At 66.8% G+C, this 22,194-nt stretch carries 19 protein-coding genes; 16 read left to right on the plus strand and 3 right to left on the minus strand.

Annotated features, from left to right (window positions below; all coding sequences use genetic code 11):
• Positions 1 to 9 precede the first annotated feature (9 nt).
• Positions 10 to 1,509: a HAMP domain-containing sensor histidine kinase gene (locus QNM97_RS01690; protein ID WP_283821318.1), complete on the plus strand. Its 1,500-nt coding sequence runs from the start codon at positions 10 to 12 to the stop codon at positions 1,507 to 1,509.
• 49 nt (positions 1,510 to 1,558) lie between these two features.
• Positions 1,559 to 3,160 (plus strand): alkaline phosphatase D family protein, encoded by a 1,602-nt coding sequence (locus QNM97_RS01695; protein ID WP_283821319.1) that lies wholly within the window; start codon positions 1,559 to 1,561, stop codon positions 3,158 to 3,160.
• Between the two features lie 34 nt (positions 3,161 to 3,194).
• Here QNM97_RS01695 and QNM97_RS01700 read toward each other — a convergent pair whose 3' ends face one another.
• Complete coding sequence (locus QNM97_RS01700; RefSeq protein ID WP_283821320.1) at positions 3,195 to 4,034, minus strand: hypothetical protein; 840 nt, start codon at positions 4,032 to 4,034, stop codon at positions 3,195 to 3,197.
• Positions 4,035 to 4,048: 14 nt separating this feature from the next.
• Entirely contained in the window at positions 4,049 to 5,053 is a 1,005-nt protein-coding gene (locus tag QNM97_RS01705; RefSeq protein WP_283823067.1) for a DNA adenine methylase, read from the minus strand.
• Positions 5,054 to 5,269: 216 nt separating this feature from the next.
• Between QNM97_RS01705 and QNM97_RS01710 the strand changes: the two genes are divergently transcribed.
• Positions 5,270 to 5,695: an HIT family protein gene (locus QNM97_RS01710; RefSeq protein WP_283821321.1), complete on the plus strand. Its 426-nt coding sequence runs from the start codon at positions 5,270 to 5,272 to the stop codon at positions 5,693 to 5,695.
• A gap of 375 nt (positions 5,696 to 6,070) precedes the next feature.
• Here QNM97_RS01710 and QNM97_RS01715 read toward each other — a convergent pair whose 3' ends face one another.
• Positions 6,071 to 8,185: a RecQ family ATP-dependent DNA helicase gene (locus QNM97_RS01715; protein ID WP_283821322.1), complete on the minus strand. Its 2,115-nt coding sequence runs from the start codon at positions 8,183 to 8,185 to the stop codon at positions 6,071 to 6,073.
• A gap of 146 nt (positions 8,186 to 8,331) precedes the next feature.
• On the opposite strand from QNM97_RS01715, the gene QNM97_RS01720 reads away from it, so the two are divergent.
• The 13 genes from QNM97_RS01720 (at position 8,332) to QNM97_RS01775 (ending at position 22,053) form a co-directional block, all read left to right on the plus strand.
• The gene (locus QNM97_RS01720) at positions 8,332 to 9,606 is read left to right on the plus strand and encodes a bifunctional glycosyltransferase family 2/GtrA family protein (protein WP_283821323.1); all 1,275 of its coding nucleotides are present in this window, start codon (positions 8,332 to 8,334) and stop codon (positions 9,604 to 9,606) included.
• A gap of 67 nt (positions 9,607 to 9,673) precedes the next feature.
• On the plus strand, positions 9,674 to 11,848 hold the full coding sequence (locus tag QNM97_RS01725; RefSeq protein WP_283821324.1) for an ArnT family glycosyltransferase: 2,175 nt from the start codon (positions 9,674 to 9,676) through the stop codon (positions 11,846 to 11,848).
• Between the two features lie 50 nt (positions 11,849 to 11,898).
• Positions 11,899 to 13,146 (plus strand): low temperature requirement protein A, encoded by a 1,248-nt coding sequence (locus tag QNM97_RS01730; RefSeq protein ID WP_502875043.1) that lies wholly within the window; start codon positions 11,899 to 11,901, stop codon positions 13,144 to 13,146.
• Between the two features lie 61 nt (positions 13,147 to 13,207).
• A complete protein-coding gene (gene purD, locus QNM97_RS01735; protein ID WP_283821326.1) occupies positions 13,208 to 14,461 on the plus strand; it encodes a phosphoribosylamine--glycine ligase in 1,254 nt (417 codons plus the stop codon).
• 107 nt (positions 14,462 to 14,568) lie between these two features.
• A complete protein-coding gene (locus tag QNM97_RS01740) occupies positions 14,569 to 14,952 on the plus strand; it encodes an ArsR/SmtB family transcription factor (protein WP_283821327.1) in 384 nt (127 codons plus the stop codon).
• A 258-nt stretch (positions 14,953 to 15,210) separates the two neighbouring features.
• Positions 15,211 to 16,380: an ABC transporter substrate-binding protein gene (locus QNM97_RS01745; protein ID WP_283821328.1), complete on the plus strand. Its 1,170-nt coding sequence runs from the start codon at positions 15,211 to 15,213 to the stop codon at positions 16,378 to 16,380.
• A gap of 350 nt (positions 16,381 to 16,730) precedes the next feature.
• Positions 16,731 to 18,296 carry an amidase gene (locus QNM97_RS01750; RefSeq protein ID WP_283821329.1) on the plus strand — a complete coding sequence of 522 codons (1,566 nt, stop codon included), beginning with the start codon at positions 16,731 to 16,733 and terminating at the stop codon, positions 18,294 to 18,296.
• Positions 18,297 to 18,435: 139 nt separating this feature from the next.
• Entirely contained in the window at positions 18,436 to 18,924 is a 489-nt protein-coding gene (locus tag QNM97_RS01755) for a group I truncated hemoglobin (protein ID WP_283821330.1), read from the plus strand.
• 116 nt (positions 18,925 to 19,040) lie between these two features.
• The gene (locus tag QNM97_RS26585) at positions 19,041 to 19,229 is read left to right on the plus strand and encodes a 4Fe-4S domain-containing protein (protein ID WP_502874977.1); all 189 of its coding nucleotides are present in this window, start codon (positions 19,041 to 19,043) and stop codon (positions 19,227 to 19,229) included.
• A 32-nt stretch (positions 19,230 to 19,261) separates the two neighbouring features.
• On the plus strand, positions 19,262 to 20,335 hold the full coding sequence (oxdA, locus tag QNM97_RS01760) for an aliphatic aldoxime dehydratase (protein ID WP_283821331.1): 1,074 nt from the start codon (positions 19,262 to 19,264) through the stop codon (positions 20,333 to 20,335).
• 10 nt (positions 20,336 to 20,345) lie between these two features.
• Positions 20,346 to 21,047 (plus strand): nitrile hydratase subunit beta, encoded by a 702-nt coding sequence (nthB, locus tag QNM97_RS01765; protein ID WP_283821332.1) that lies wholly within the window; start codon positions 20,346 to 20,348, stop codon positions 21,045 to 21,047.
• Positions 21,044 to 21,646 carry a nitrile hydratase subunit alpha gene (gene nthA, locus QNM97_RS01770; RefSeq protein ID WP_283821333.1) on the plus strand — a complete coding sequence of 201 codons (603 nt, stop codon included), beginning with the start codon at positions 21,044 to 21,046 and terminating at the stop codon, positions 21,644 to 21,646. The genes nthB and nthA overlap by 4 nt, the downstream gene beginning before the upstream one ends.
• The gene (locus tag QNM97_RS01775) at positions 21,643 to 22,053 is read left to right on the plus strand and encodes a nitrile hydratase accessory protein (RefSeq protein WP_283821334.1); all 411 of its coding nucleotides are present in this window, start codon (positions 21,643 to 21,645) and stop codon (positions 22,051 to 22,053) included. Before nthA ends, QNM97_RS01775 begins: the two co-directional genes overlap by 4 nt.
• The last annotated feature ends 141 nt before the right edge of the window (positions 22,054 to 22,194 follow it).

Raw genomic sequence — 22,194 nt, forward strand, 5'->3', positions numbered from 1 at the left:
GGTATCCCCATGAGTGTTCGCACCCGATCGGCGGCGCCGCCGGCCGAGCTGCCGGCAGGTGCCCCGACCCCACCGGCAACGAAGGTGGCAAAGACCCGCACACGTGGTGTTCCACTGCGTATCTCGCTGGTTGCGCTCACCATGGTGCTGGTGGCGTTCGGGTTGCTGGTGTCGGGAATCGCGGTGACCTCGGCGATGCGCTCGGATCTGCTCTCGCGCACCGATCAGGGCCTGGTGTCGGCGGTGGGGACGTGGGCCAAACCCCGCAACCCGGACATGGATCAGACGCAGGGCCCGCCCATCGGACCGCGCCGGCCGCCGTCGTCGTTCTTCGTGATGACCACCCTCAACTCCGGGCAGGTCATCTCCAACGCCAACGATTTCACCCACACCCCTGACCTGAGCGGACTGTCCGACGGCAACGTCTCGCCGACGACGGTCGGCTCGCAGGACGGCGACGGACCCCAGTGGCGGGTCATCAAACACATTGGTCCCGATGGGGTCTCGGTGGTGGCCGTCCCGCTCTCCGACGTGAACAAGACCCTGTCCCGACTGATGTGGCTGCAGTTCGGCATCGGCGCGGGCGTGGTCGTGGTTCTCGGCGTGCTCAGCTATCTGGTGGTCCGGTCGAGCCTGCGGCCACTGCGGCGGGTCGAGGAGACCGCCCACGCGATCGCCGCGGGCAACCTCAACATGCGGGTGGCCCCGGGCCCACCCAACACCGAGGTCGGTAGCCTGTCCGCCTCGCTCAACACGATGCTCGGCCAGATCCAGCACGCCTTCGCCACGACTGCCGCCTCCGAACAGCAGGCCCGGCATTCCGAGGAGAAGATGCGGCGCTTCGTCGCCGACGCCAGTCACGAACTGCGCACCCCGCTGACCTCGATCAAGGGGTTCGCCGAGCTGTATCGGCAGGGCGCGGTCGCCGACCCGGGCGATGCGATGCGCCGGATCGACGACGAGGCCGCCCGCATGAAACTCCTCGTCGAGGATCTGCTGATGCTCGCGCGGCTCGACGCCCACCGGCAGCTCAACGCCGAGCCCGTCGACATGCTGATGCTCGCCGCCGACACCGTGCAGGCCTCGCGTGCCGCAGCCCCCGACCGTGAGATCCGGCTACAGGTGTCGCCGTCGGACGAGCCGCCCGTCGTGCGCGGCGACTCGGCGCGGCTGGTGCAGGTGATCCGCAACCTCGTCAACAACGCCGTCGTCCACACCCCGCCGGAGGCGACGATCACCGTCGGCGTCGGCGTGCTCGACGGGGTCGGCGACGTGCTGGTCACCGTCACCGATACCGGTCAGGGACTCACGCCCGACGAGCGCTCACACGTGTTCGAGCGCTTCTATCGTGGCGACAGTTCGCGATCGCGGGGCGAGGGCGGCGGCAGCGGACTGGGCTTGTCGATCGTGGCCGCGCTGGTCGACGCCCAGGGTGGCCGCGTCGGGGTCGACTCGACGCCGGGTGAGGGCGCCTGCTTCTGGGTGCGGCTGCCGCGACTCGCGGACTGACCACACCGTCACCCCCACGTCACCCGGAGTTCGCGGTCCCGTCGCTGTGATGGGTGATTCTCACACCATGACCACACGATCTGCCGGCACCCCCACCCGACGCGAGTTGCTGCGCGCGGCGGCTGTCGGTGCGCTGGTGCTCCCTGCCGGTTCGGCGATGGCCGGCCGCGCGGGTGCCGCACCCGCCTCACCGGGTCTGCTGCGTCCGCGTCCACGCCTGACCCACGGGGTGGCCGCGGGCGATCAGAGCGCGAGCGGCGCAGTGGTGTGGGCACGCTCGGACTCGCCGGCCCGAATGATCGTCGAGACCTCGGCCACCGAATCCTTTCGCAACACACGGACTTTCGCCGGGCCGCTGCTGACCCCGCTGACCGACGGCACCGGCCGGGTGCGGGTCGCCGGCCTCCCATCGGGGCAGACCGTGCACTACCGGGTTCGCCTCGAAGGCCCCACCGGCGCGGTCGGCGAGCCGGTCACCGGCATGTTCCGCACCGCCCCGGTCACCGCCGCCGACGTGCACTTTCTGTGGTCGGGTGATGTCGTCGGGCAGGGCTGGGGGATCAACCCCGACATCGGTGGGCTCCCCGTCTTCGGGGTGATGGCCGACCGCGCACCGGACTTCTTCATCCACTCCGGCGACGCCATCTACGCCGACAACACCATCGACCCGACCCAGAAGCAGAACAACGGGCAGCTCTACCGCAACGTCACCGCCCCCGCCAAAACGCATGTGGCACAAACCGTCGACGACTTCCGCGGCAACTACGCCTACAACCTGACCGACGGAAACTACCGGCGATTCGCCGCAAGCGTGGGCCAACTCATCCAGTGGGATGACCACGAGGTACTCAACAACTGGTACCCGGGGGAAAACCTGACCGGCCAGAAACGAGACGGTTACACCCAGACCGACGTCGACACCCTGGCCCGCAACGCCCGGCAGGCCTGGCGCGAATGGCAGCCGGTCTCCGAGTCCACCGGAAACCGTGTGTACCGCAAGGTGTCCCACGGTCCGCTGCTCGACGTCTTCCTGCTCGACATGCGCACCTACAAGGACCCGAATCCGGCCAACTGGTCGAGCACCGACGACGGTGGCATCCTCGGCGCCGAACAGACGCGCTGGCTCATCGACTCCCTGCGATCGTCGAGGGCGACCTGGAAGGTGATCGCCAACGACCTGCCGATCAGCATCGTCGTTGCCGACGCACTGTCCGATCCACGCCACGGCCCGAAGTCGATGGAAGCAGTGGCACAAGGAGATCCGGGCGCGCCCCGCGGCCGGGAGATCGCCTTCTCGAAGGTGCTCTCGCAGACCAAGAACGTCACCGGCAAGGTGTTCCTCACCGCCGACGTCCACTACACCGCGGCCATCTCCTACGAGCCCGACCGCGCCACCTTCCGCGATTTCTCCCCGTTCTGGGAGTTCGTCAGCGGACCCCTGCACGCCGGCGCGTTTCCGGTCAGCCCGCTCGACGCCACGTTCGGCCCGCGCTACGAGTACGTCCACGCCCCGCAGAAGGCCAACACCTCACCGGCGGAAGGCTTTCAGCACTTCGGGGAGGTCCGCATCGCCAAGGACACCAAGGTCCTCACCGTCGACCTCTGCGACTCTCGCGGACAGGTGTTGTACACCAAAGAGTTGACGCCCTGACTCCGACGCGCGTCGACGAGCCGATCGGGTGCGCTCAGATCAGCCGGCGCAACCGCGCGAACTCGGTGACGTCGGCGCGGAAACGGTCGAGGGTGACCAAGGTGTACATGCCGTCGATCTGCCGGTCCACCCACAGCTGGTGGATGCGGCGCAGATCGGCCTGGCGGGACTTCCAGCCGATCCCGTCGATCACCGCGAGGACCAGCTGCCGCGGCAACCGCACCTCGGCCATCTCCTCGATCTCCCGGACCGCGTCGGTGAGCTTGGAGCCGGTCGAATCGAAACCCTTTGCCGCGACCACGATGTCGGGTGCGTTCGGATCACCGACGATCAGATCTGCCGGTGCGGTGCGTCCGTTGCGGCCGGAGAACCGGGAGCGGGTCACGTAGTCGAGGCCCAGATCGCGGGCGATGTCCTCGATGTGGTCCTCGATGCGGCGGCCCGACGCACCCGCGCGTGTTGCGGTCAGTCGGGTGCCGGCGCGGGCGACGAGGATGTCGGCGAAGGCGTAGGTACGGTCCATCTGGGCGGTGAGCATGCGCACCAGGTCGAACTCCTCATCGAGCCACGTGATCAACTCGACGGGCCGTTGCCGCGCCAGACCATGCCACCCGGAGGTGTCGAACCGGTCGCGCAGAACGTTTTTCAGCTTCTCCTGCGACAACCCGATGGCCAGACCCAGCACCGGGACATCACCGGGATTCTCACGTACCCAGGCCGCGAGACCCGCGATGTCGGTGGCCATCAGCTCACCGAGTCCGGCGGTGGCGGCCGCGATGTGCTCGGCCTCGGGTGTCGACGCCGTCGGGTCGACGTGAGAGGTCAAGCGTCCCAGCGTCTTCAGGTACTCGTCGAAATCGGGCGCGTCAGCCATCGGCTCGGTCCCGCTCAGTCCCGACCGATGAACAAGAACTCGCTGACATCACGCCGCGCCGCGGCGGCATGGGTGCCGAAGCTGTACTTGTGGTCGATCGCGATGACCTCGACATGTGGTTTGACCTTGCCGAGCAGATCGACGATGCGATCGGGGCCGGGGAGCGCGTTCGATGAGTACGACAGCACGATCGCGCCGGCATCGGTGAAGTGGTCGAAGGTCCGCACCAGCGCGTCGTCGATGGAGTGTTTGTAGGCGAACGGGGTGTACCGCTTGGGCAGCTTCTTGGTCTTGGTGTTCTCCATGATGGTCATGCCCTGCCAGTAGGCCGAGAGCCCCTCGAGGAAGTGGTAGCGCTTGATGTAGTCGTTGTCGTCGGACGGCGGCGCGTACGGCGGATCGAGGTAGACCAGATCCGGCGCACCCCCGAGCACGCCGGTGGCGTCGAGGTCGAAGACGTCGCCGCATGAACTGTGATGCCGTGAGCCGTTGCTGAACACCGTCGCGTTGTAGTCGGCGGCGGCGCGCAGCCGGAAGTGGTCGCGCAGTGACATCCGCAGGTCACGGCGTCCGTCGGCATACCGGCTGGAATCGGTGAAGGTGAACACCCCGCGCGGTTGCTTGCGCGCCGCGGACAACACCAGCGCGGAGATCGCCAGATCCCGCCGATAACCGCGCAGCCGGTCGATGTGCGACCACGCCGAATCCAGGAACGCGCGATCGGCCGCGTCGAAGTACAGGCCGTCGAAGGTCGAGGAGATGAAATCCCGGTCGTCGGCGGGCGGCCCGCAGATCTCCTCGATGAGGTCGGCCTCGAGCCGCACCGACGAGTTGACGACCGTGGCGCGGGTGATGACGTGCGGGAAATTGAGGAAGTCGTTGGTGGCCACCGTGAATCCCTGCGCCTTGAGCAGGTAGGACACGACACCCGACCCGGAGAACGCGTCGACGGCGGTGGTACCGCCGATCTCGGCGAAGGTGCGCTCGAGATGCGGCAGCAGACGGTACTTGGAGCCCATGTACCGCAACCGCGGAAAGCGCTGCGCGGAGGCGACGATGTCGGTGGAGGCGACACGTCGAGATGATGCGGTGGGGGACTCGGCGTGACTCACAGCAGCAAGGATGTCACGGGCCCCCGACAGTCTGACGCCAACACGGCGGTTGGCCGACACGGTGGTGAACATCTTGGCTGCGCCCGGGTCCCCGCGGGCGGCCCGCACCCTAGACTGAGGTGCATGTCGTCGGTTTTCACGAAGATCATCAACGGAGAGCTACCCGGTCGATTCGTCTGGCAGGACGGACAAGCCGTGGCGTTCCTGACCATCGAGCCGGTCACCCCTGGACACCTGCTGGTGGTACCCCGCAAAGAGGTCGATCACTGGGAGCAGATGGATACCGCGTCCTTCACCCACCTCACCGACGTCGCGCAGAAGGTCGGGCGTGCGGTCAAGGAGGCGTTCGACGCTCCGCGGATGGGATTGCTGATCGCCGGCCTCGAGGTGCCGCATGTGCACATCCACGTCTTCCCGGCGCTGAGCATGGAGACCTTCGACCTGTCCAACGCCCGCAAGGACATCACCCCCGCCGAACTCGACGCCGATGCCGAGAAGATCCGGAACGCGCTGCGTTCGACGGGCTACAGCGAGTACGTGAACGACTGACACGCGCGCCCCGGACCTCTCACGGGTTCCGGGTCACTGGGCTCCGGCGTCGGCACCCCCGTCCGAGGTCGAGCTCTGCGTCGCCATCTTGTAGGTCATGTACGCCGCGCCTGCCAAGCACGCGCCGATGATGAGTCCCGCTGCTGCTCCCATGGTGTTCTCCTTGTCGGTCGGCCCACCTCCGGTGGGCCGGTGGATGTCCTGGAGTGGACACACTCACCATCGCCGGACGGCGCCCGCGGCGAACGCGTAGCGCACTACCTGAATTGCCGGACTCCATCGATCAGTTGACAGGTAATCGGCTACCCCGGCGTCGATCAGTATGACGTTTCGCCCGGATTCCGGAGGAAACGTCATACTGATCGCGTCGCCCCCTCACACCGTCCGATGGATCAGCAGGGGCAGCACCGCGGTCGCGCCCGCATCGCGTAAAGCGCTCGCGGCCAACGTGATCGGCCAACCCGACCGGGACTCGTCGACGACCAGCAACACCGCACGGCCCGCCACCTCGGCCGGCGGCTCGCCGAGCCGGGCCTGCCAGAACGCGGCCTCGGCGGCACCGGGAGCGTCCCGGGGTGGGCCGTCGCCCATCTGCACCGGCATCGCCACGCCCTCGCGTTTGCCGACCGAGCACAGGTGCGCTGCGAGACTCTCGGCCAGGGTGGTGCCGGTCAGACGCAGCGAACAGATGAGATCCGGCCGGATACCGGACTCGCGGCCCCACGCCGACAGCGTCGCCACCGCCGCGTCACCGAGGTCGGCGAGCGCCTGCGCATCGTGATCGCGTGCGGCGGCAAGCAACTCCGACCACTCCGGTGCGTCGGCGTGGGCGAGTACTCGACCAGGCTCGGCCAGACGTGCGGCGGGAATCCGTCCACGCCCGACCTCACCGCCCGGCCACATCTTGCGGGGCTCGAGGACCTGCGCGGCCCGCCGTAGCGAGATGGTCACCGAGCGCACCACCGCCGGGTCGACGGCGTCGTCGAGTGGCTCGGTGAGATGGCCGAGGCACACCGAACACCGGCCGCACGCCCCGGCATCCGGATCGTCGAGCGACTCGGTGAGCAGTTGCATCAGGCAGCGTCGCGAGGAGATGTAGTCGCGCATGATGTCGGCCTCGCGGCGGCGCACCGCGAGCACACCGTCGTAGTGCGCGGCGTCGAAGGACCACGGCCGACCAGTCGTCGACCAGCCGTCGGAACCGCGTTCGGTGGCGCCGTCGACGGCGAGTTGCTTGAGCATCAACTCGATTCGGCCCCGCCGTACACCCGTTTGCGCCTCGAGTGCGACAACGCTCATCGGCTCGTCGGCCTCGCCGAGCGCGTCGAGGACCACCTGCATGCGCTTGGGGTCGGGGATGGTCGCGGTGGCGAAATGCTCCCAGATCGCGTCGTCGGTGGCCGAGGCGAGCAGCATCACCACGGCCTCGTCGAGCGCACGCCCGGCGCGACCGACCTGCTGGTAGTAGGACACCGGCGACGGCGGTGACCCGACGTGTACCACGAAACCGAGGTCGGGTTTGTCGTAACCCATGCCCAGCGCCGAGGTGGCCACGAGTGCCTTGACGTCGTTGCGCAGCAACGCATCCTCGAGCTGATGGCGGCGATCGGCATCGAGCTGCCCGGTGTAGGCGGCGACCGGGAAGTCGTCACCATGGACCGCTCGGATCGCGCCCACGAGCCGGTCGGCATCGGCGACGGTGAGGACGTAGACGATCCCCGACCCCGGCAACTCCGGGAGATGCTGCGCCACCCACGCGTACCGCTGGATGGGGGAGAGGCCGTCGATCACATTCAGGTGCAGCGACTTTCGTGCCAGCGAACCGCGCAGCACCAAGGTCTGTGTACCGGCGCCACCACCTGCGCTCAACTGCGCCGCGACGTCGGCGGTGACCCGCTCGTTGGCGGTGGCCGTGGTCGCCAGCACCGGCGTGTCCGGGTTGAGCGTGCGCAGGACATCGGCGACGCGCCGATAGTCCGGCCGGAAATCGTGCCCCCAGTCCGAGATCGCATGCGCCTCGTCGATGACGAGAAGGCCCAGCCGCCCCGCCATCGCGTCGAGCACGCGACGCCCGAACCCCGGATTGGCCAGCCGCTCCGGCGACACTAACAGCACATCGAGATCGTCGGCGCGCAATGACGCCTCGATCTCACTCCACTCCGACACATTCGACGAGTTCAGCGTCGCCGCGCGCAGGCCGGCCCGCTCGGCCGCCGACACCTGATCGCGCATCAACGACAACAGCGGCGAGACGATCAGCGTCGCGCCGTGCCGACGCTGCCGCAGGATGGCCGTCGCCGCCCAGTACACCGCGGACTTGCCCCATCCGGTGGCCTGCACGACCAGCACCCGCGCGGCCGCAACCGTGGTCAGCCCCGCGATCGCCTCGAGCTGATCATCGCGCAGCGCGGCGCCCGGCCCGGCGAGGCTGGTGATGACCGCTTGCGCGGCCGCGAGATCAGGTGAGTTCAGCGTCTGGGTGCCCGACATGGGCCCAATCTATCGTCCTGCGCCGACAACGCCCTGACCTGCGCAGATCCGGCATCGCGGGCGCGGTGCGCAGGGGGTGTCGGCTCACAGGTAACTGGCAGGTCGAGCGCAGAGTGGGGTCAGCCGGGGCCGCGAAGCTTATGGGCATGACGACAGAAGCGATCCCGCAAGCCGCCGCCCCGATCATGGTGGTCGCCGACAGCTCCGCCGCTGCCCCCGTCCTCGACATCGTCGTTCCCGTGTACAACGAGGAGAACGACATCGCCCGATGCCTGCAGCGGCTGCACGAACACCTCCGTACCAACGTGCCATTCTCGGCGCGAATCACCGTCGCCGACAACGCGAGCACCGACTCCACGGTCGCCATCGCCGCGGGCATCGCCGACGAGCTCGACGGCATCCGCGTCGCCCATCTCGATGAGAAGGGACGCGGCCGCGCGCTCAAGGCCGTGTGGTCACGCAGCGACGCCCAGATCGTCGCCTACTGCGACGTCGATCTGTCCACCGATCTCAACGCGCTGATGCCGCTGATCGCCCCGCTGATCTCGGGCCACTCCGACGTCGCGATCGGCACCCGGCTGTCGAAGGACTCGCGGGTCGTGCGTGGGCCGAAGCGCGAGTTCATCTCCCGCTCGTACAACCTGATCCTGCGAACCACGATGCGCGCCAAGTTCTCCGACGCCCAGTGCGGCTTCAAGGCGATGCGCACCGACATCGGCCGCCAGGTGCTGCCCTACATCGAGGACACCGGCTGGTTCTTCGACACCGAGCTGCTCGTCATCGCCGAACGCATCGGGTTGCGGATCGCCGAGGTACCGGTCGATTGGGTCGACGACCCCAACAGCACCGTCGACATCGTCTCCACCGCCGTCGAGGACCTCAAGGGCTGCGCGCGGGTCGGCTATGCGCTCACCTCCGGCAAACTGCCGATCGCCGACCTGCGCACCACGGTCGGCCGCGAGCGTGCGCCCGGCCCGGCGATCGCGGGCGTGCCGCACGGCATGGTCGGCCAACTCGTGCGGTTCTGCGTCGTCGGCGTCATCTGCACGATCGCCTACGCCGTCCTCTACCTGCTGTTGCACTCCTTCCTGGGTGCGCAGGTGTCCAACTTCGTGGCGCTGGCGGTGACCGCCGTCCTCAACACCGCGGCCAACCGCCGTTTCAGCTTCGGTGTGCAGGGGCGTGAGGATGCGGTCAAGCATCAGTTCTTCGGATTCGGGGTGTTCCTGTTCGGCTGGGCGGTGACCGCGCTGTCGCTGTTCGGTCTCGATCACTTCGCCCCCGGCGCCGGTAAGCACGTCGAGTTGCTGGTGCTCGTGATCGCCAACCTGGTCGCCACCGCCACCCGATTCGTCGGACTACGGTGGGTGTTCCGCTCGCATCTGCAGCGTCGCCCGGCCACCGGAACCGCGCAGCCCTGACTCCGGCGAGCAACCGACACAACCGCGCATCACAACTCCCCCGCGCAGCGGGCCGGTGAAAGAGACCATGAGCGAACCCGACAAATCCTCGATCCCCGAGAATTCGCCCCCGACCAGCACCACCCCAGTTACGGCCCCGGATGAGAACTCCCGGGGCCGTAGCCCTGTCTCGGTACCCGCCGATCCGCCGGCAGTGTGGAAATGGTCGACGCTGGCCGCGCTGATCGTGGTGACCGCGATCATCGACCTCTGGCACCTGTCGCTCAACGGATGGGCCAACTCCTTCTACTCGGCGGCCATCCAGGCCGGTTCGCAATCGTGGAAGGCGTGGTTCTTCGGTTCGTCGGACATGGCGAACTCCATCACCGTCGACAAACCCCCTGCCTCGCTGTGGATTCCGGCGATCTCGGTGCGCATCTTCGGGCTCAATTCCTGGGCCATCCTGGTGCCCAATGCGTTGATGGGTGTGGCGTCGGTGGCGCTGCTGTACGGGGTCACCCGCCGCTACCTCGGGCATTGGGCGGGCATCCTCGCCGGCGGCGTGCTGGCGCTGACGCCGGTCGCGGCGATGATGTTCCGCTTCAACAACCCCGAGGCGCTGCTCATCCTGCTGATGATCGCCGCTGTCTGGGCGTGTCTGCGCGCGGTCGAGGACGGCCGGCTGCGGTGGATGATCCTGGTCGGTGTCTTCGTCGGATTCGGCTTCCTCACCAAGCAACTCCAGGTGATGCTGATCGTGCCGCCGCTGGCCCTGACCTACCTCGCATTCGGGCCCCACGGGTGGGTCAAACGCGTCGGACATCTGGTGGCCGCGCTGGCCGCTCTCGTCGTCAGCGCGGGCTGGTGGATTCTCACCGTCGAGCTGTGGCCGGCGTCGTCGCGGCCCTGGATCGGCGGGTCGCAGAACAACTCGATCCTCGAACTCACGTTGGGCTACAACGGTTTCGGCCGACTCTCCGGCGATGAGACCGGCAGCGTCATGCCCGGCGGTGGACGCGGATATGACCGTGGTGCCTTCGGTGGCATGGGCTTTCCCGGTGGTGACTTCGGCGGACCCGGCGGACCCGGCGGTCGAGGCGGCATGTGGGGCGAAACCGGGATCTGGCGGATGTTCCAACCCGCCCAGGGCGGCCAGATCGCCTGGCTCATCCCGAGCGCGTTGATCCTGGGTGTCGGTGCGCTGGTGATCCTCGGCCGCTACCGCAGCACGGCGCGCACCGACCTGCGTCGCGCCTACCTCTCGGTGTGGGGGCTGTGGCTGCTCATCACGATGGCGGTCTTCAGCTTCATGGCCGGCATCTTCCACAGCTACTACACCGCAGCACTCGCACCCGCGGTGGCGGCGGTTCTCGCCGGTGGTGCGGCCGTGGCCTGGCGGGCGCGCGAGAGGTGGTGGGTGCGCATACTGCTCGCGGTCGCTGTGTGGTTCGGCGCGATCTGGGCGTTCGTGTTGCTCGGGCGCTCACCGGATTTCGTGCCGTGGCTGCGCTGGATCGTCCTGTTCGTCGGAGTGGTCGGCGGTGCGGTGATGCTCCTCGCGCACCGTGTCTACCTCTCGGCGCTGGCCCTGGTGCTGGCGCTCGTCGCGAGCCTGGCCGGTCCGCTGGCGTACACGATCGACACCATCACCACCGCTAAACAGGGCTCGATCATCAGCGCGGGACCCCGCGTCGAGGGTGACGGACCCGGTGGATTCGGCGGTCCCCGACGCGGCAACCGTCGCTGGCAGATGCCCGGCGGTATGGGTCAGACGCCCGGAATGGGACAGGGACAGATGCCCGGCGGCATGGGACGGCTGCCCGGCACGGGCCAGATGGCCGGCGGATTCGGCGGGCGCACCGGCGCCTACGGCGCAATGGGTGGCATGGGCGGTCCGGCCGGCGGATTGCTGATGGGCTCGACGCCCAGCGCCGAGATGGTTGCGACGCTCCGAAAGAACGCCGGCGACTTCACCTGGGTGGCCGCGGCCATCGGGTCCAACACGGCGTCGGGATATCAACTCGAATCGGGCCACTCGGTGATGCCGATCGGCGGCTTCAACGGAACCGACCCGTCGCCGACCCTCGCGCAGTTCCAGAAGTTGGTGGAGCAGAAGAAGATCCACTACTTCATCGGTGGCCGCATGATGATGGGTGGGCGGTCGGACGGCCCGTCGGCCCAGATCACCGAGTGGGTGGAGGGCCATTTCACCAAGTTGACGATCGACAATGTCACCTTGTATGACCTGACGTCACCGACCTGATCCGTTAGGGTGCCCTGGTGACTTCACGGATCGGGCATCGGCTCGCACAAATGACCGGCCGCGATCCGCACCAACCGGGGCGGGCCGCGACCAGTCTGGAATTGTTTTTCGACCTCGTCTTCGTGGTGGTGTTCTCCGTCGCGGGCACCCAGATGGCGCACTACCTGGCCGAGGGTCATTACCGGACAGCGGTGTTCGGCTACGTACTGTGTACCTTCGCCGCGATCTGGGCGTGGATCAACTTCAGTTGGTTCGCCTCGGCGTTCGATACCGACGACTGGTTCTTCCGCGGTGTCGTACTGATCCAGATGATCGGCGTCGCCATCGTGGCACTGGGAGTTGCGCCGGTTTTCGGGTCCATCGAACATCACGAGCACGTCGACATCCGGGTCCTCGTCATCGGGTACGTGGTGATGCGTGTCGGGCTTCTCACTCAGTGGATCCGCGCGGGTCTGCAGAGTGCGGAATATCGGCGTACCTGCTTCACCTACGCCGCGGCGGTGCTGGTCGCGCAGGTGGCCTGGGTGATCGTCGCGATCGTCGACCTCGCCCTGTGGCCCACCATCATCGCGATCGCCCTCTGCGCGTTCATCGAACTTCTCGGTCCGATCGTCGCCGAGAACTTCGTCAAACCGACGCCGTGGCACCCGCACCACATCGCCGAGCGGTACTCGTTGCTGACGATCATCACCCTCGGCGAGGGGGTGGTCGGCACCGTTGCGGTGATGCAGGCGGCCGTGGAAGCACAGGGGTGGTCGGTGCAGACCGCGGTCTTCGGCGTCGCCGCGATCGTCGTCACCTTCGCGATGTGGTGGATCTACTTCGTCATCCCGGTCGGCGACCGACTGCATGCGCGCCCCGACAAGTGCTTCCCGTGGGGCTACGGGCACATCGTCATCTTCATGGCGGCCGCGGCCACCGGCGCGGGTCTGGAGGTCGCCGCACTGTGGACCGAACACGAGGCCACGATCAGCCCGGGCGTGGTCGTCGCGACCGTGGCTGTGCCGCTGGGCATCTACTGCCTGGCCATGCTCACCATGTACGACTATCTGCTGCCGTTCGACCCGGTCACACTGCTGTGCGGGGCGGGAACGGTCGCCTTCCTCGTCGGCGGGGTCTGGGCCGCGGGCACAGGGTTGTCACTGTCGGCGGCGGTGGTGTTGGTGGCGTGTGCGCCACTGTTCATCGTGGTGGTCGACGAGATCTTCGGGACGACGCGACGCGCCAATACCCTCGGCGTGCCCGAGGCGGCGCCGACCCGGAATCCGGACTGTCCGATCGATCTCACCGATCGGTGACCGCCGGTGGCTGAGAATCCCGCGCGGACCGGCCGGGTACCGACGAATTAGAGTCATACACGTGCGCGTACTCGTGATCGGCTCGGGCGGCCGTGAACATGCCCTGCTCCTCGGTCTCGCCGACGACCCTTCGGTCACCGAACTCCATGTCGCGCCCGGAAACGCCGGCACGGCGGCAATCGCCACCAACCACGGCGTCGACGTGGCCTCGGCCGACGAGGTGGTCGCCCTGGCGCGGACCGTCGCCGCCGACCTGGTGGTCATCGGCCCGGAGGTGCCGCTGGTGCTCGGCGTCGCGGACGCCTTGCGCGCGGCCGGTTTTGCGACATTCGGTCCCAGTGCCGACGCCGCCCGCATCGAGGGGTCCAAAGCGTTCGCCAAGGACGTGATGGCCGCGGCCGGGGTGCGTACCGCCCACGCCGAAGTCGTCGACAACCCGGCGAACCTCGACGCCGCACTCGATCGCTTCGGGCCGACCTGGGTGGTCAAGGACGACGGACTCGCCGCCGGCAAGGGCGTCGTGGTGACCACCGACCGGGCCGCGGCGCGCGACCACGCCGCCGAATGCCTGGAGAGCGGTCACCCGGTGCTGCTGGAGAGCTTCCTCGACGGCCCCGAGGTTTCGCTGTTCTGCCTGGTCGACGGGGAGACCGTGGTGCCGCTGATCCCCGCCCAGGACCACAAGCGCGTCGGCGACGGCGACGCCGGCCCCAACACCGGTGGCATGGGCGCCTATACGCCGTTGCCGTGGTTGCCCGAAGAGGTCACCGCCCGAATCGTCACCGAGGTCGTCGAGCCCGTCGCCGCCGAGATGGTGCGGCGGGGTTGCCCGTTCAGCGGGCTGCTGTACGCGGGGCTCGCGATCGGCGAGCAGGGGCCCGCGGTGGTCGAATTCAACTGCCGCTTCGGTGACCCGGAGACCCAGGCCGTGCTCGCCCTGATGAAATCCCCTCTGGGACAAGCGCTTAACGCGACAGCGACTGGCACTCTGGCCGACTTGCCGCCGCTCGAATGGGCCGACGGTGCCGCCGTGGTGGTGGTGATCGCCGCCGAGAACTATCCGGCGAGCCCGCGAACCGGTGACGTGATCACCGGCGCCGAGGGACCCGGTGTGCTGCACGCGGGTACCAAACGCGACGCGGAGGGCAACATCGTCTCTGCGGGTGGACGAGTCCTCGGAATCGTCGGCGTGGGCGAGGATCTCGCGGCGGCACGCGCGCAGGCCTACGAGCGGGTCGCCGGTGTCAAACTCCCCGGTTCGCATCATCGCACCGACATCGGTCTGGCCGCGATGGAAGGCCGGATCTCGGTGTAGTCGCCAGGCTTCGGGGATGTCGGGGTTCCACTCTGCCGATGGTTACGATATGTTGGTCGGTATCGACGTATTTTCATGCCAATATTCGGTGAGTGCAGGGGCTGGACGTGGACGGGACAGATCAGCAGAGTAGGGAGCTGGTCTTCGCTGCGCTTGCCGATCAGGTCCGTCGGCAGATTCTCGACACCCTGGCGTCCAACGGGGAATGTAGCGCGGGTTTCATCAGTGATCAGATCTCCTCGGTGGGTCGCACCACGGTGTCCACGCATCTCAAGGCCCTGAAGATGTCGGGGATGATCGTCGAGCGCCGATCGGGCAGGCATCGATACTTCTCCATCGACCCGGCTGGACCGGCCAACGATGCGTTGCAGTTCCTCCGTGATGTTCTCGAGCGCGCGCTGGTGTCCTCGGGCGAGGTGTCGGACCGTACCGATGAGCTCGACGTCGATGATCGCTCTGTCAGAGGTGCATCGGCACGCCGCCGAGCATAGTCTGGTGCACATCAGCCCTACACGTCTTCGGGGTGCTGCGTGCCTGCGCTTTCGGTAACCGCCCAGATCTCGACGGCGGACGCACCTGAGATTGCCTTTGCGCGTTTTGCCTCGGGCGGCATCCTTGATCTCGAGTGCACCCGATTCGCCGTCGGCGCGCCCGTATCGGTGTCGCTCCCGGTCGGTGACGGTCCGGGTGCGGCGGGTCTGCCGATCACGCTGTTGGGTCACATCTACTCCGTTCGCCACGGTCGTTCCGTGGTTATCACCCATCATCAGCCGTGGCGTGGTTTGCTGAAGGTCCGTTTCTTCGCCGCAAGCGGTGGAACACGCATTGTCGTGGAATCGAGTCTGGACCAGGACGGAGTGACCTGGCTGGCGCATCGTCGCGGATTCGATCCGCCCGAGCCCGTGCGACACGACCGCCATCGGATCGGATTGCTGGTGAGCAAGTCGGGCTCGGCGGCGGTGTTCGCGCAGGCAACCGAGGCGCTGGCACAGCTGGCAGTGGACGAGATCAATGGCGATGGCGGTATCGGCGGCATGCCCGTCGAGTTGCTCATCGGGGACGACGCATCGGACTCGCTGACCGGTGGGCTCGCGGCGGGCAGGCTCGCGCGCTCGGGCTGTCGGACGATCTTCGCCTGTGTCACCTCGGCGACGTTCAATGCGGCCGCGTCGACGCTGAGGGACACCGACGCGCTCGTGATACACACCGTCCTGAACGAGGGTGGTCGGCCGAGTGCGGGAGTGGTGCGCCTTGGTGAACGACCGACTGCCCAGGTGCGTGCGGGTGTCCCGACACTGATGGCCGAGACCCGCGGCCGCCGGTGGTTCTTCGTCGGACATCGCTACTCGTGGTCGTTCGGTGCCCACTGGGCCGCACGACGTGCCGTTGCCGAGAACGGTGGATCGGTCCACGGCGACGTCTATCTGCCATTGGGCACCAACGACTTCTCGGACACCATCGAAGCGATCAAGGACTCCGGGGCCGAACTGATCCTGTCCTCACTGGTCGGGCACGACGAGGTGGTGTTCGAGCAGCAGTGCGCCGCGGCGGGTCTCCGGGACACGACGAAGACCTTCGCACTGGTTCTGGACGAGGCGACGCACCAACTGATCGGACAGAAGGCCGCCGACGGGGTGTGGACCGCATTCGCCTATTTCGAGAATGCGCTCGACACCCATCGCGATCTGGAGAATCGCTACCGGCGCGCGCTCACCGGCCCTGCGCCACCCATGAGTTCCCTCTCCGAAACCACCTACGAGGCTATCAAGTGGTACGGACAGGTGATGGCCTCCGATCCCGACTGTGACCGGGATATGCTGCGACGAAGGATGATTCAGAGCTCGGCGGCACCCGACGGCGGTCTGTCCCGACCCATCCTGCTCGCCGAGTCGCGCGGTGGACGCCTGCGACCTCGCTGACTCAGGTGTTGACGCGTCGACACCTGTTGACATGTCGGCTAACGCCCTATTACTCTCACCTAGTGTGATCCAGGACACGATCGGACGACGAGGCCGCGTGTGACGGGCGTTGGTCCCGACCGAGTCCGTTGATTGCATGGCTCGTGGCTGTGCCGAAAATCGCTGTGCCGCAGCAGATTATGTGCACGGTTGAATTGCTGTGGGCGCGAAACCTGGACGCAACACATACTTAACAAGTGTATATGTCGGTACGTATTGACGTATCGACTACACGCCTCGTAGGTTGGGCAACGAACAGCGGCACCGCAATCCGGAAGGGTTGGGCCGCCCTGGGAGACAAAGGAGATCTGATGGTCGTTCAACGTCCGGATGCCGACGCAATCGCCTCGGCCGCAGCACATTACGGGCTCAACTTCAGCGCGTCCGAATCGACGGAGTTCGCCGGTCTGGTCGACGGAGCGTTGGGCTCCTACGACGTCGTCGACACCCTGTACGCGGATCTGGTCGCGCCGGTCGCCCCGAATCGTGAGTACTCCCCGGCCACCGACGACGGGTCGAACCCGTTGGGCGCCTGGTACGTGCAGACCTCGATCGTCGCCGACGCCCCCGCGGACTCACGGTTGTCCGGCCGTCGTGTCGCCATCAAGGACAACGTGGCCGTCGCAGGTGTTCCAATGATGAACGGTTCGCGGTCGCTGGAAGGCTTTGTGCCGTCCCGCGATGCGACGGTCGTGTCGCGGTTGTTGGCCGCGGGTGCCGAGATCGTCGGCAAGGCGGTCTGTGAGGACCTGTGCTTCTCGGGGTCGAGCTTCACCCCGGCGTCCGGGCCCGTGCGTAACCCGTGGGACCCCAGCCGCGAGGCCGGCGGGTCGTCGGGTGGTAGTGCGGCGCTGGTTGCCAGTGGCGCGGTCGATCTCGCGATCGGCGGCGATCAGGGCGGATCGATCCGGATCCCGGCATCATTCTGCGGAGTGGTCGGGCACAAGCCGACCTTTGGTCTGGTGCCCTACACCGGCGCATTCCCGATCGAGCGAACGATCGACCACCTCGGTCCGATCGCACGGACGGTCGCCGACGCCGCACTGATGTTGTCGGTGCTGGCGGGTCGTGACGGTCAGGATCCGCGGCAGCCCGATTCGCTGGTGGCGGCCGACTACCTGACCGGCCTCGACGCCGGCGTCGTGGGGCTTCGGATCGGTGTGGTCGCCGAGGGATTCGGTCACGACGCGTCGCAACCCGAGGTCGACGAGGCGGTGCGCGTGGCGGTGCGCCGGTTCGCCGAGGCAGGTGCGACCGTGGAGGACGTCAGCATTCCCTGGCATCGGGACGCCATGCACGTGTGGAACGTGATCGCCACCGACGGTGCGGCGTACCAGATGCTCGACGGGAACGGCTACGGGCTCAACGCGGCCGGTCTCTACGACCCCGAACAGATGGCGTTCTATGCAGAACATCGTGTCGCCAACGCTGATCAGTTGTCGGAGACGGTCAAACTCACAGCGCTGTGCGGTTATCACGGCTACACCGCCCTGGCGGGAACAGGTTATGCCAAGGCGCAGAACCTGGTGCCGCTGATCCGCGCCGCCTACGACGAGGCGCTGTCCAGATACGACGTCTTGGTGATGCCGACGCTGCCGTACGTGGCAAGCGCACTGCCGGACGTGAGCGCCATCGACCGCGTGACCTACCTGACGAAGGCGCTCGGGATGGTCTCCAACACCGCGCCGTTGGATGTGACCGGCCATCCGGCGTTGACCGTTCCGGCCGGAACGGTCGATGGACTCCCGACCGGAATGATGATCGTCGGAAAGCACTTCGACGACGCCACGGTGCTGCGAGCGGGTCGTGCGTTCGAGGACATCAGCGGCGGATTCCCCGCGCCTGCACGTCACGTGGACGTCGTCGCCCCGGCCTGATCCATCGGCTGAGCGTCGCCGCCACACGGCTCCGCTCGTGCAGATCGTTCCGGCGCCCCGCCGCTCGAGGTCTCCCATCCAGTCATCTCATCCAGCCCTCCTTCATTCCGACACAGCCCTGAGAACAAGGACGCCACCAATGACAAGTACGCCGGAAACACAGAATGACGACGCCCTGTATTACCGCCTCGGCGGCCTCGATACGGTCAAATTCCTGGCTCAGATCCTCGTGAAGCGAGCGATGCTGAATCCGACGATCGGTCATATCTGGAACCACAAGACCGAATCGGAGGTGCAAGAGGAGATCGCCGGATTCGTCGAGTTCCTCGGAATGCACTGGGGCGGACCGCACACCTACGAAGGTCCCGACATGGTTACCGCCCACCGGGGGATGGGTGTCACCGAGGAGTACTGGAACGCACTCTTCGACGACATCGTGACCCCGGCGTACACCGAGTTCGGCCTGCCGGAGCGGGAAGCGAAGGAGATCGACGACTTCCTCCGCTCGTTCAAGTCCGTGATCGTCGGCAGTCCCACGTTCAAGGAGGTCCTCGAAGCGAACCCGGACATGGACGTCATGGACGGAATGAAGAGTGTCGGAGTGATCTGGCCCGCCACCAGCGCGTGAGTGCCGCGACATCCATGAGCGAAAACGTCGACTCCGCGTCCGGACCACCGACGTCCGGTACAACACCGGCGGATCTGCCTGCAATCGAGGTGTCGCGGCGGTGTATCGGCGCCGGAATGTGTACCGCTGTGGCACCCGACCACTTCGAGTTCACCGCCCATGGTCGCGCCGAGGTCGTTGATCGATCCACGTGGAGCAACCACGACATCGCACAGGTCGAGACAGCGGCCGGTGCGTGCCCTGCGGCGGCGATTACGGTCACCCGTTGTCCCACCCCGCCGAATCCCCACCCAGCGCAGATGTGAGGTGCGTCAGTGCATAGCGAAAGGTCTTGATAGTGGGCTCAGAATCAGCCATCGACACCCATCTGGTGTGTCCCCGCAGTATCTCTCGTCGCGTCCCCGACGACTACCAGCCGCCATTCCCGATGTTCGTCGGCCGAGCCGATCACCAGATCCAGCAGGTGACGATGGGTTACCTCGGAGTGCAGTCGAAGGGCGATGATCAGCGGGCCGACGCGCTGGCGGCGCTGAAGACGATCGTGGGCAGCCTGGACCGGTACGCGGGTCCGATCCACCACGACATCACCCATCACGTCGACAACCAGGGATACGACAACTACATCGTCGTCGGGTACTGGAGCGATCCGGACACCTTCGGCCGCTGGCTGAGCACGCCAGAGGTCGACGGCTGGTGGTCGTCGGAGGACCGTCTCTCCGAGCCGGTCGGCTACTTCCGTGAGATCGTGTCGCCGCGAGTCGATCAGTTCGAGACCCTGTACGCGTTCACCGATCAGTTGCCCGGCGTCGGCCGGTTGATGGACGGGATCTCCGGCGAGATCAACGAGCACGGGTACTGGGGCTCGATGCGCGAGCGGTTCCCGCTGTCGCAGACCAGCTGGATGCAGCCCGGCGCCGAGGACGAACTGCGGATCGTCGCAGGCGATCCGGCCACAGGCGGACGCGTGGTGGTTGCCGGACACGACAACATCGCGCTGATCCGGTCCGGACAGGACTGGCGTGAGGCCGGCGATACCGAGCGGTCGCTCTATCTCGACGAGATCCAGCCGACCCTGCAGGCCGGCATGGACTTCCTGCGCGACAACGGAGCCGACGTCGGCTGCTACAGCAATCGGCTGGTGCGCAACATCGAGATGGACGGCACACCGCTCGACGAGACCTACAACATCGGACACTGGCGGTCGCTGGAGAAGCTGGAACGGTGGGCCGAATCCCATCCCACTCACCTGAGGATCTTCACGACCTTTTTCAAGGTCGTCGCCGATCTCGACAAACTCCGCCTGTATCACGAGGTGTCGGTGTCCGACGGCAAGAACCAGATCTTCGAGTACATCAATTGCCACCCGATGACCGGCATGATGCGCGATGCGCGGCCGGCCGTACAGCAGTGAGGAGAACAGTATGAATGGGGTATTCGATCTCGGGGGGACCGACGGACTCGGTCCGGTACCGATCGTCGAGGACGAGCCGGTCTTCCGTGCCGAGTGGGAGAAACCGATGTTCACGATGTTCTCCGCGTGCTTTCGCGCGGGGTACTTCGGAGTCGACGCCTTCCGCCACGGCATCGAGAAGATGGACCCGGCAACCTATCTGAAGGCGCCGTACTACGAGCACTGGCTGTTCACCATCGCGAACGCCGGAATCGCGGCCGGAGACATCGATCCGGCCGAACTCGATCGCCGCACGGAGTACTACCTGCAGAACCCGGACGCTCCGCTGCCCGAGCACGAGCAATCCCAGGAACTGATCGACTTCGTCAACGCCGTTGTGCCCGCCGGCGCGCCGGCCAAGCGGGACACCGACAAGGTTGCACGCTTCTCGGTCGGGGACGTCGTCCGCGTCGGAGACACCAGCCCCTACGGTCACACCCGTCGCGCACGCTACGTGCGCGGCAAGGTCGGGGTGGTCATCGCCCACCACGGCTCGTTCATTTATCCCGACACCGCCGGTAACGGCCTCGGGGAGAATCCCGAGCACGTCTACACGCTCAAGTTCACCGCGGAAGAACTGTGGGGTGCCGAGGCAGCCGACCCCAACGGCACGGTGTGCTTCGACGTCTGGGACCCCTACATCGAACTGGTCAACGAAGGAGTACACGCATGAGTTTCTCGACCCCCAGCCAGGAAGAGATCGCCGCCCGCGTCAAGGCGCTGGAGTCGATGCTGATCGAAAAGGGTGTGATGACCACGTCGATGGTCGATCGCATCGTCGACATCTACGAGAATGAGGTCGGTCCTCAGCTCGGCGCCAAGGTCGTGGCCAAGGCGTGGGCCGATCCCGACTACAAGGCGCGCCTGCTCGAGGACGCCACCGAGGCATGCAAGGAACTCGGCATCAGCGGTCTGCAGGGCGAGGACATGGTCGTCCTCGAGGACACCGACACCCTGCACCACGCCATCGTGTGCACGCTGTGCTCGTGCTACCCGTGGCCGGTTCTGGGCTTGCCTCCGAACTGGTACAAGGAGCCGCAGTACCGTGCGCGGATCGTGCGCGAGCCGCGCAAGGTGCTCGCCGAGGACTTCGGCTACTCGGTGCCCGAATCGGTCGAGATCCAGGTCTGGGACTCCAGTTCCGAGATGCGCTACTGGGTGCTGCCCCAGCGTCCGGCGGGCACCGAGGGCTGGACCGAGGAGCAACTGGCCGAACTCGTCACCCGCGACGCCCTGATCGGCGTCGGCCCGGTCAAGGAGGTCGCGGCATGAGTGCCGCGCCGGTCGAGTCCGAAAGCCGTTCCGCCATAGAGGATCTGGTGTGCGATCTCCCCGGAGCCCGCTCCGGCGAGATGTCGTTCGACTCGCCCTGGGAGATCCGGGCGTTCGCACTCGCGGTAGCCGCGCACCAGAATGGCCAGTACGACTGGACACAGTTCCAAGGAGCCCTCATCGCCTCGATCCAGGAATGGGAGGCCTCGGTGGCCGACCTCTCCGACGACTCGTGGTCGTACTACCAGCACTGGGTGACCGCGCTCGAGCAGGTTCTCTCCGAGAGCGGCAAGCTTGGAGCTGCGGAGTTCGAGCAGAAGACCGCGGAGATCCTCGCCACGCCGCCGAATCGCAACCATCACAAGGCGATCCTCGAGCCGATCGCCATCGACAAGGCCTCCGCCTGACTGATCAATCCGTGGGGATCCGCTCTGCGCCGGTACGCCGCGGAGCGGATCCGCACAACCCTCTTCAAGGAGATTCCGACATGAGTTACAACGCTGCAGTACAACAGAATCCGGTCGCGCTCGGCCTGTCCGAGCTGAACA

Source organism: Gordonia sp. L191 (assembly GCF_030077625.1).
GTDB lineage: Bacteria > Actinomycetota > Actinomycetes > Mycobacteriales > Mycobacteriaceae > Gordonia > Gordonia polyisoprenivorans_A.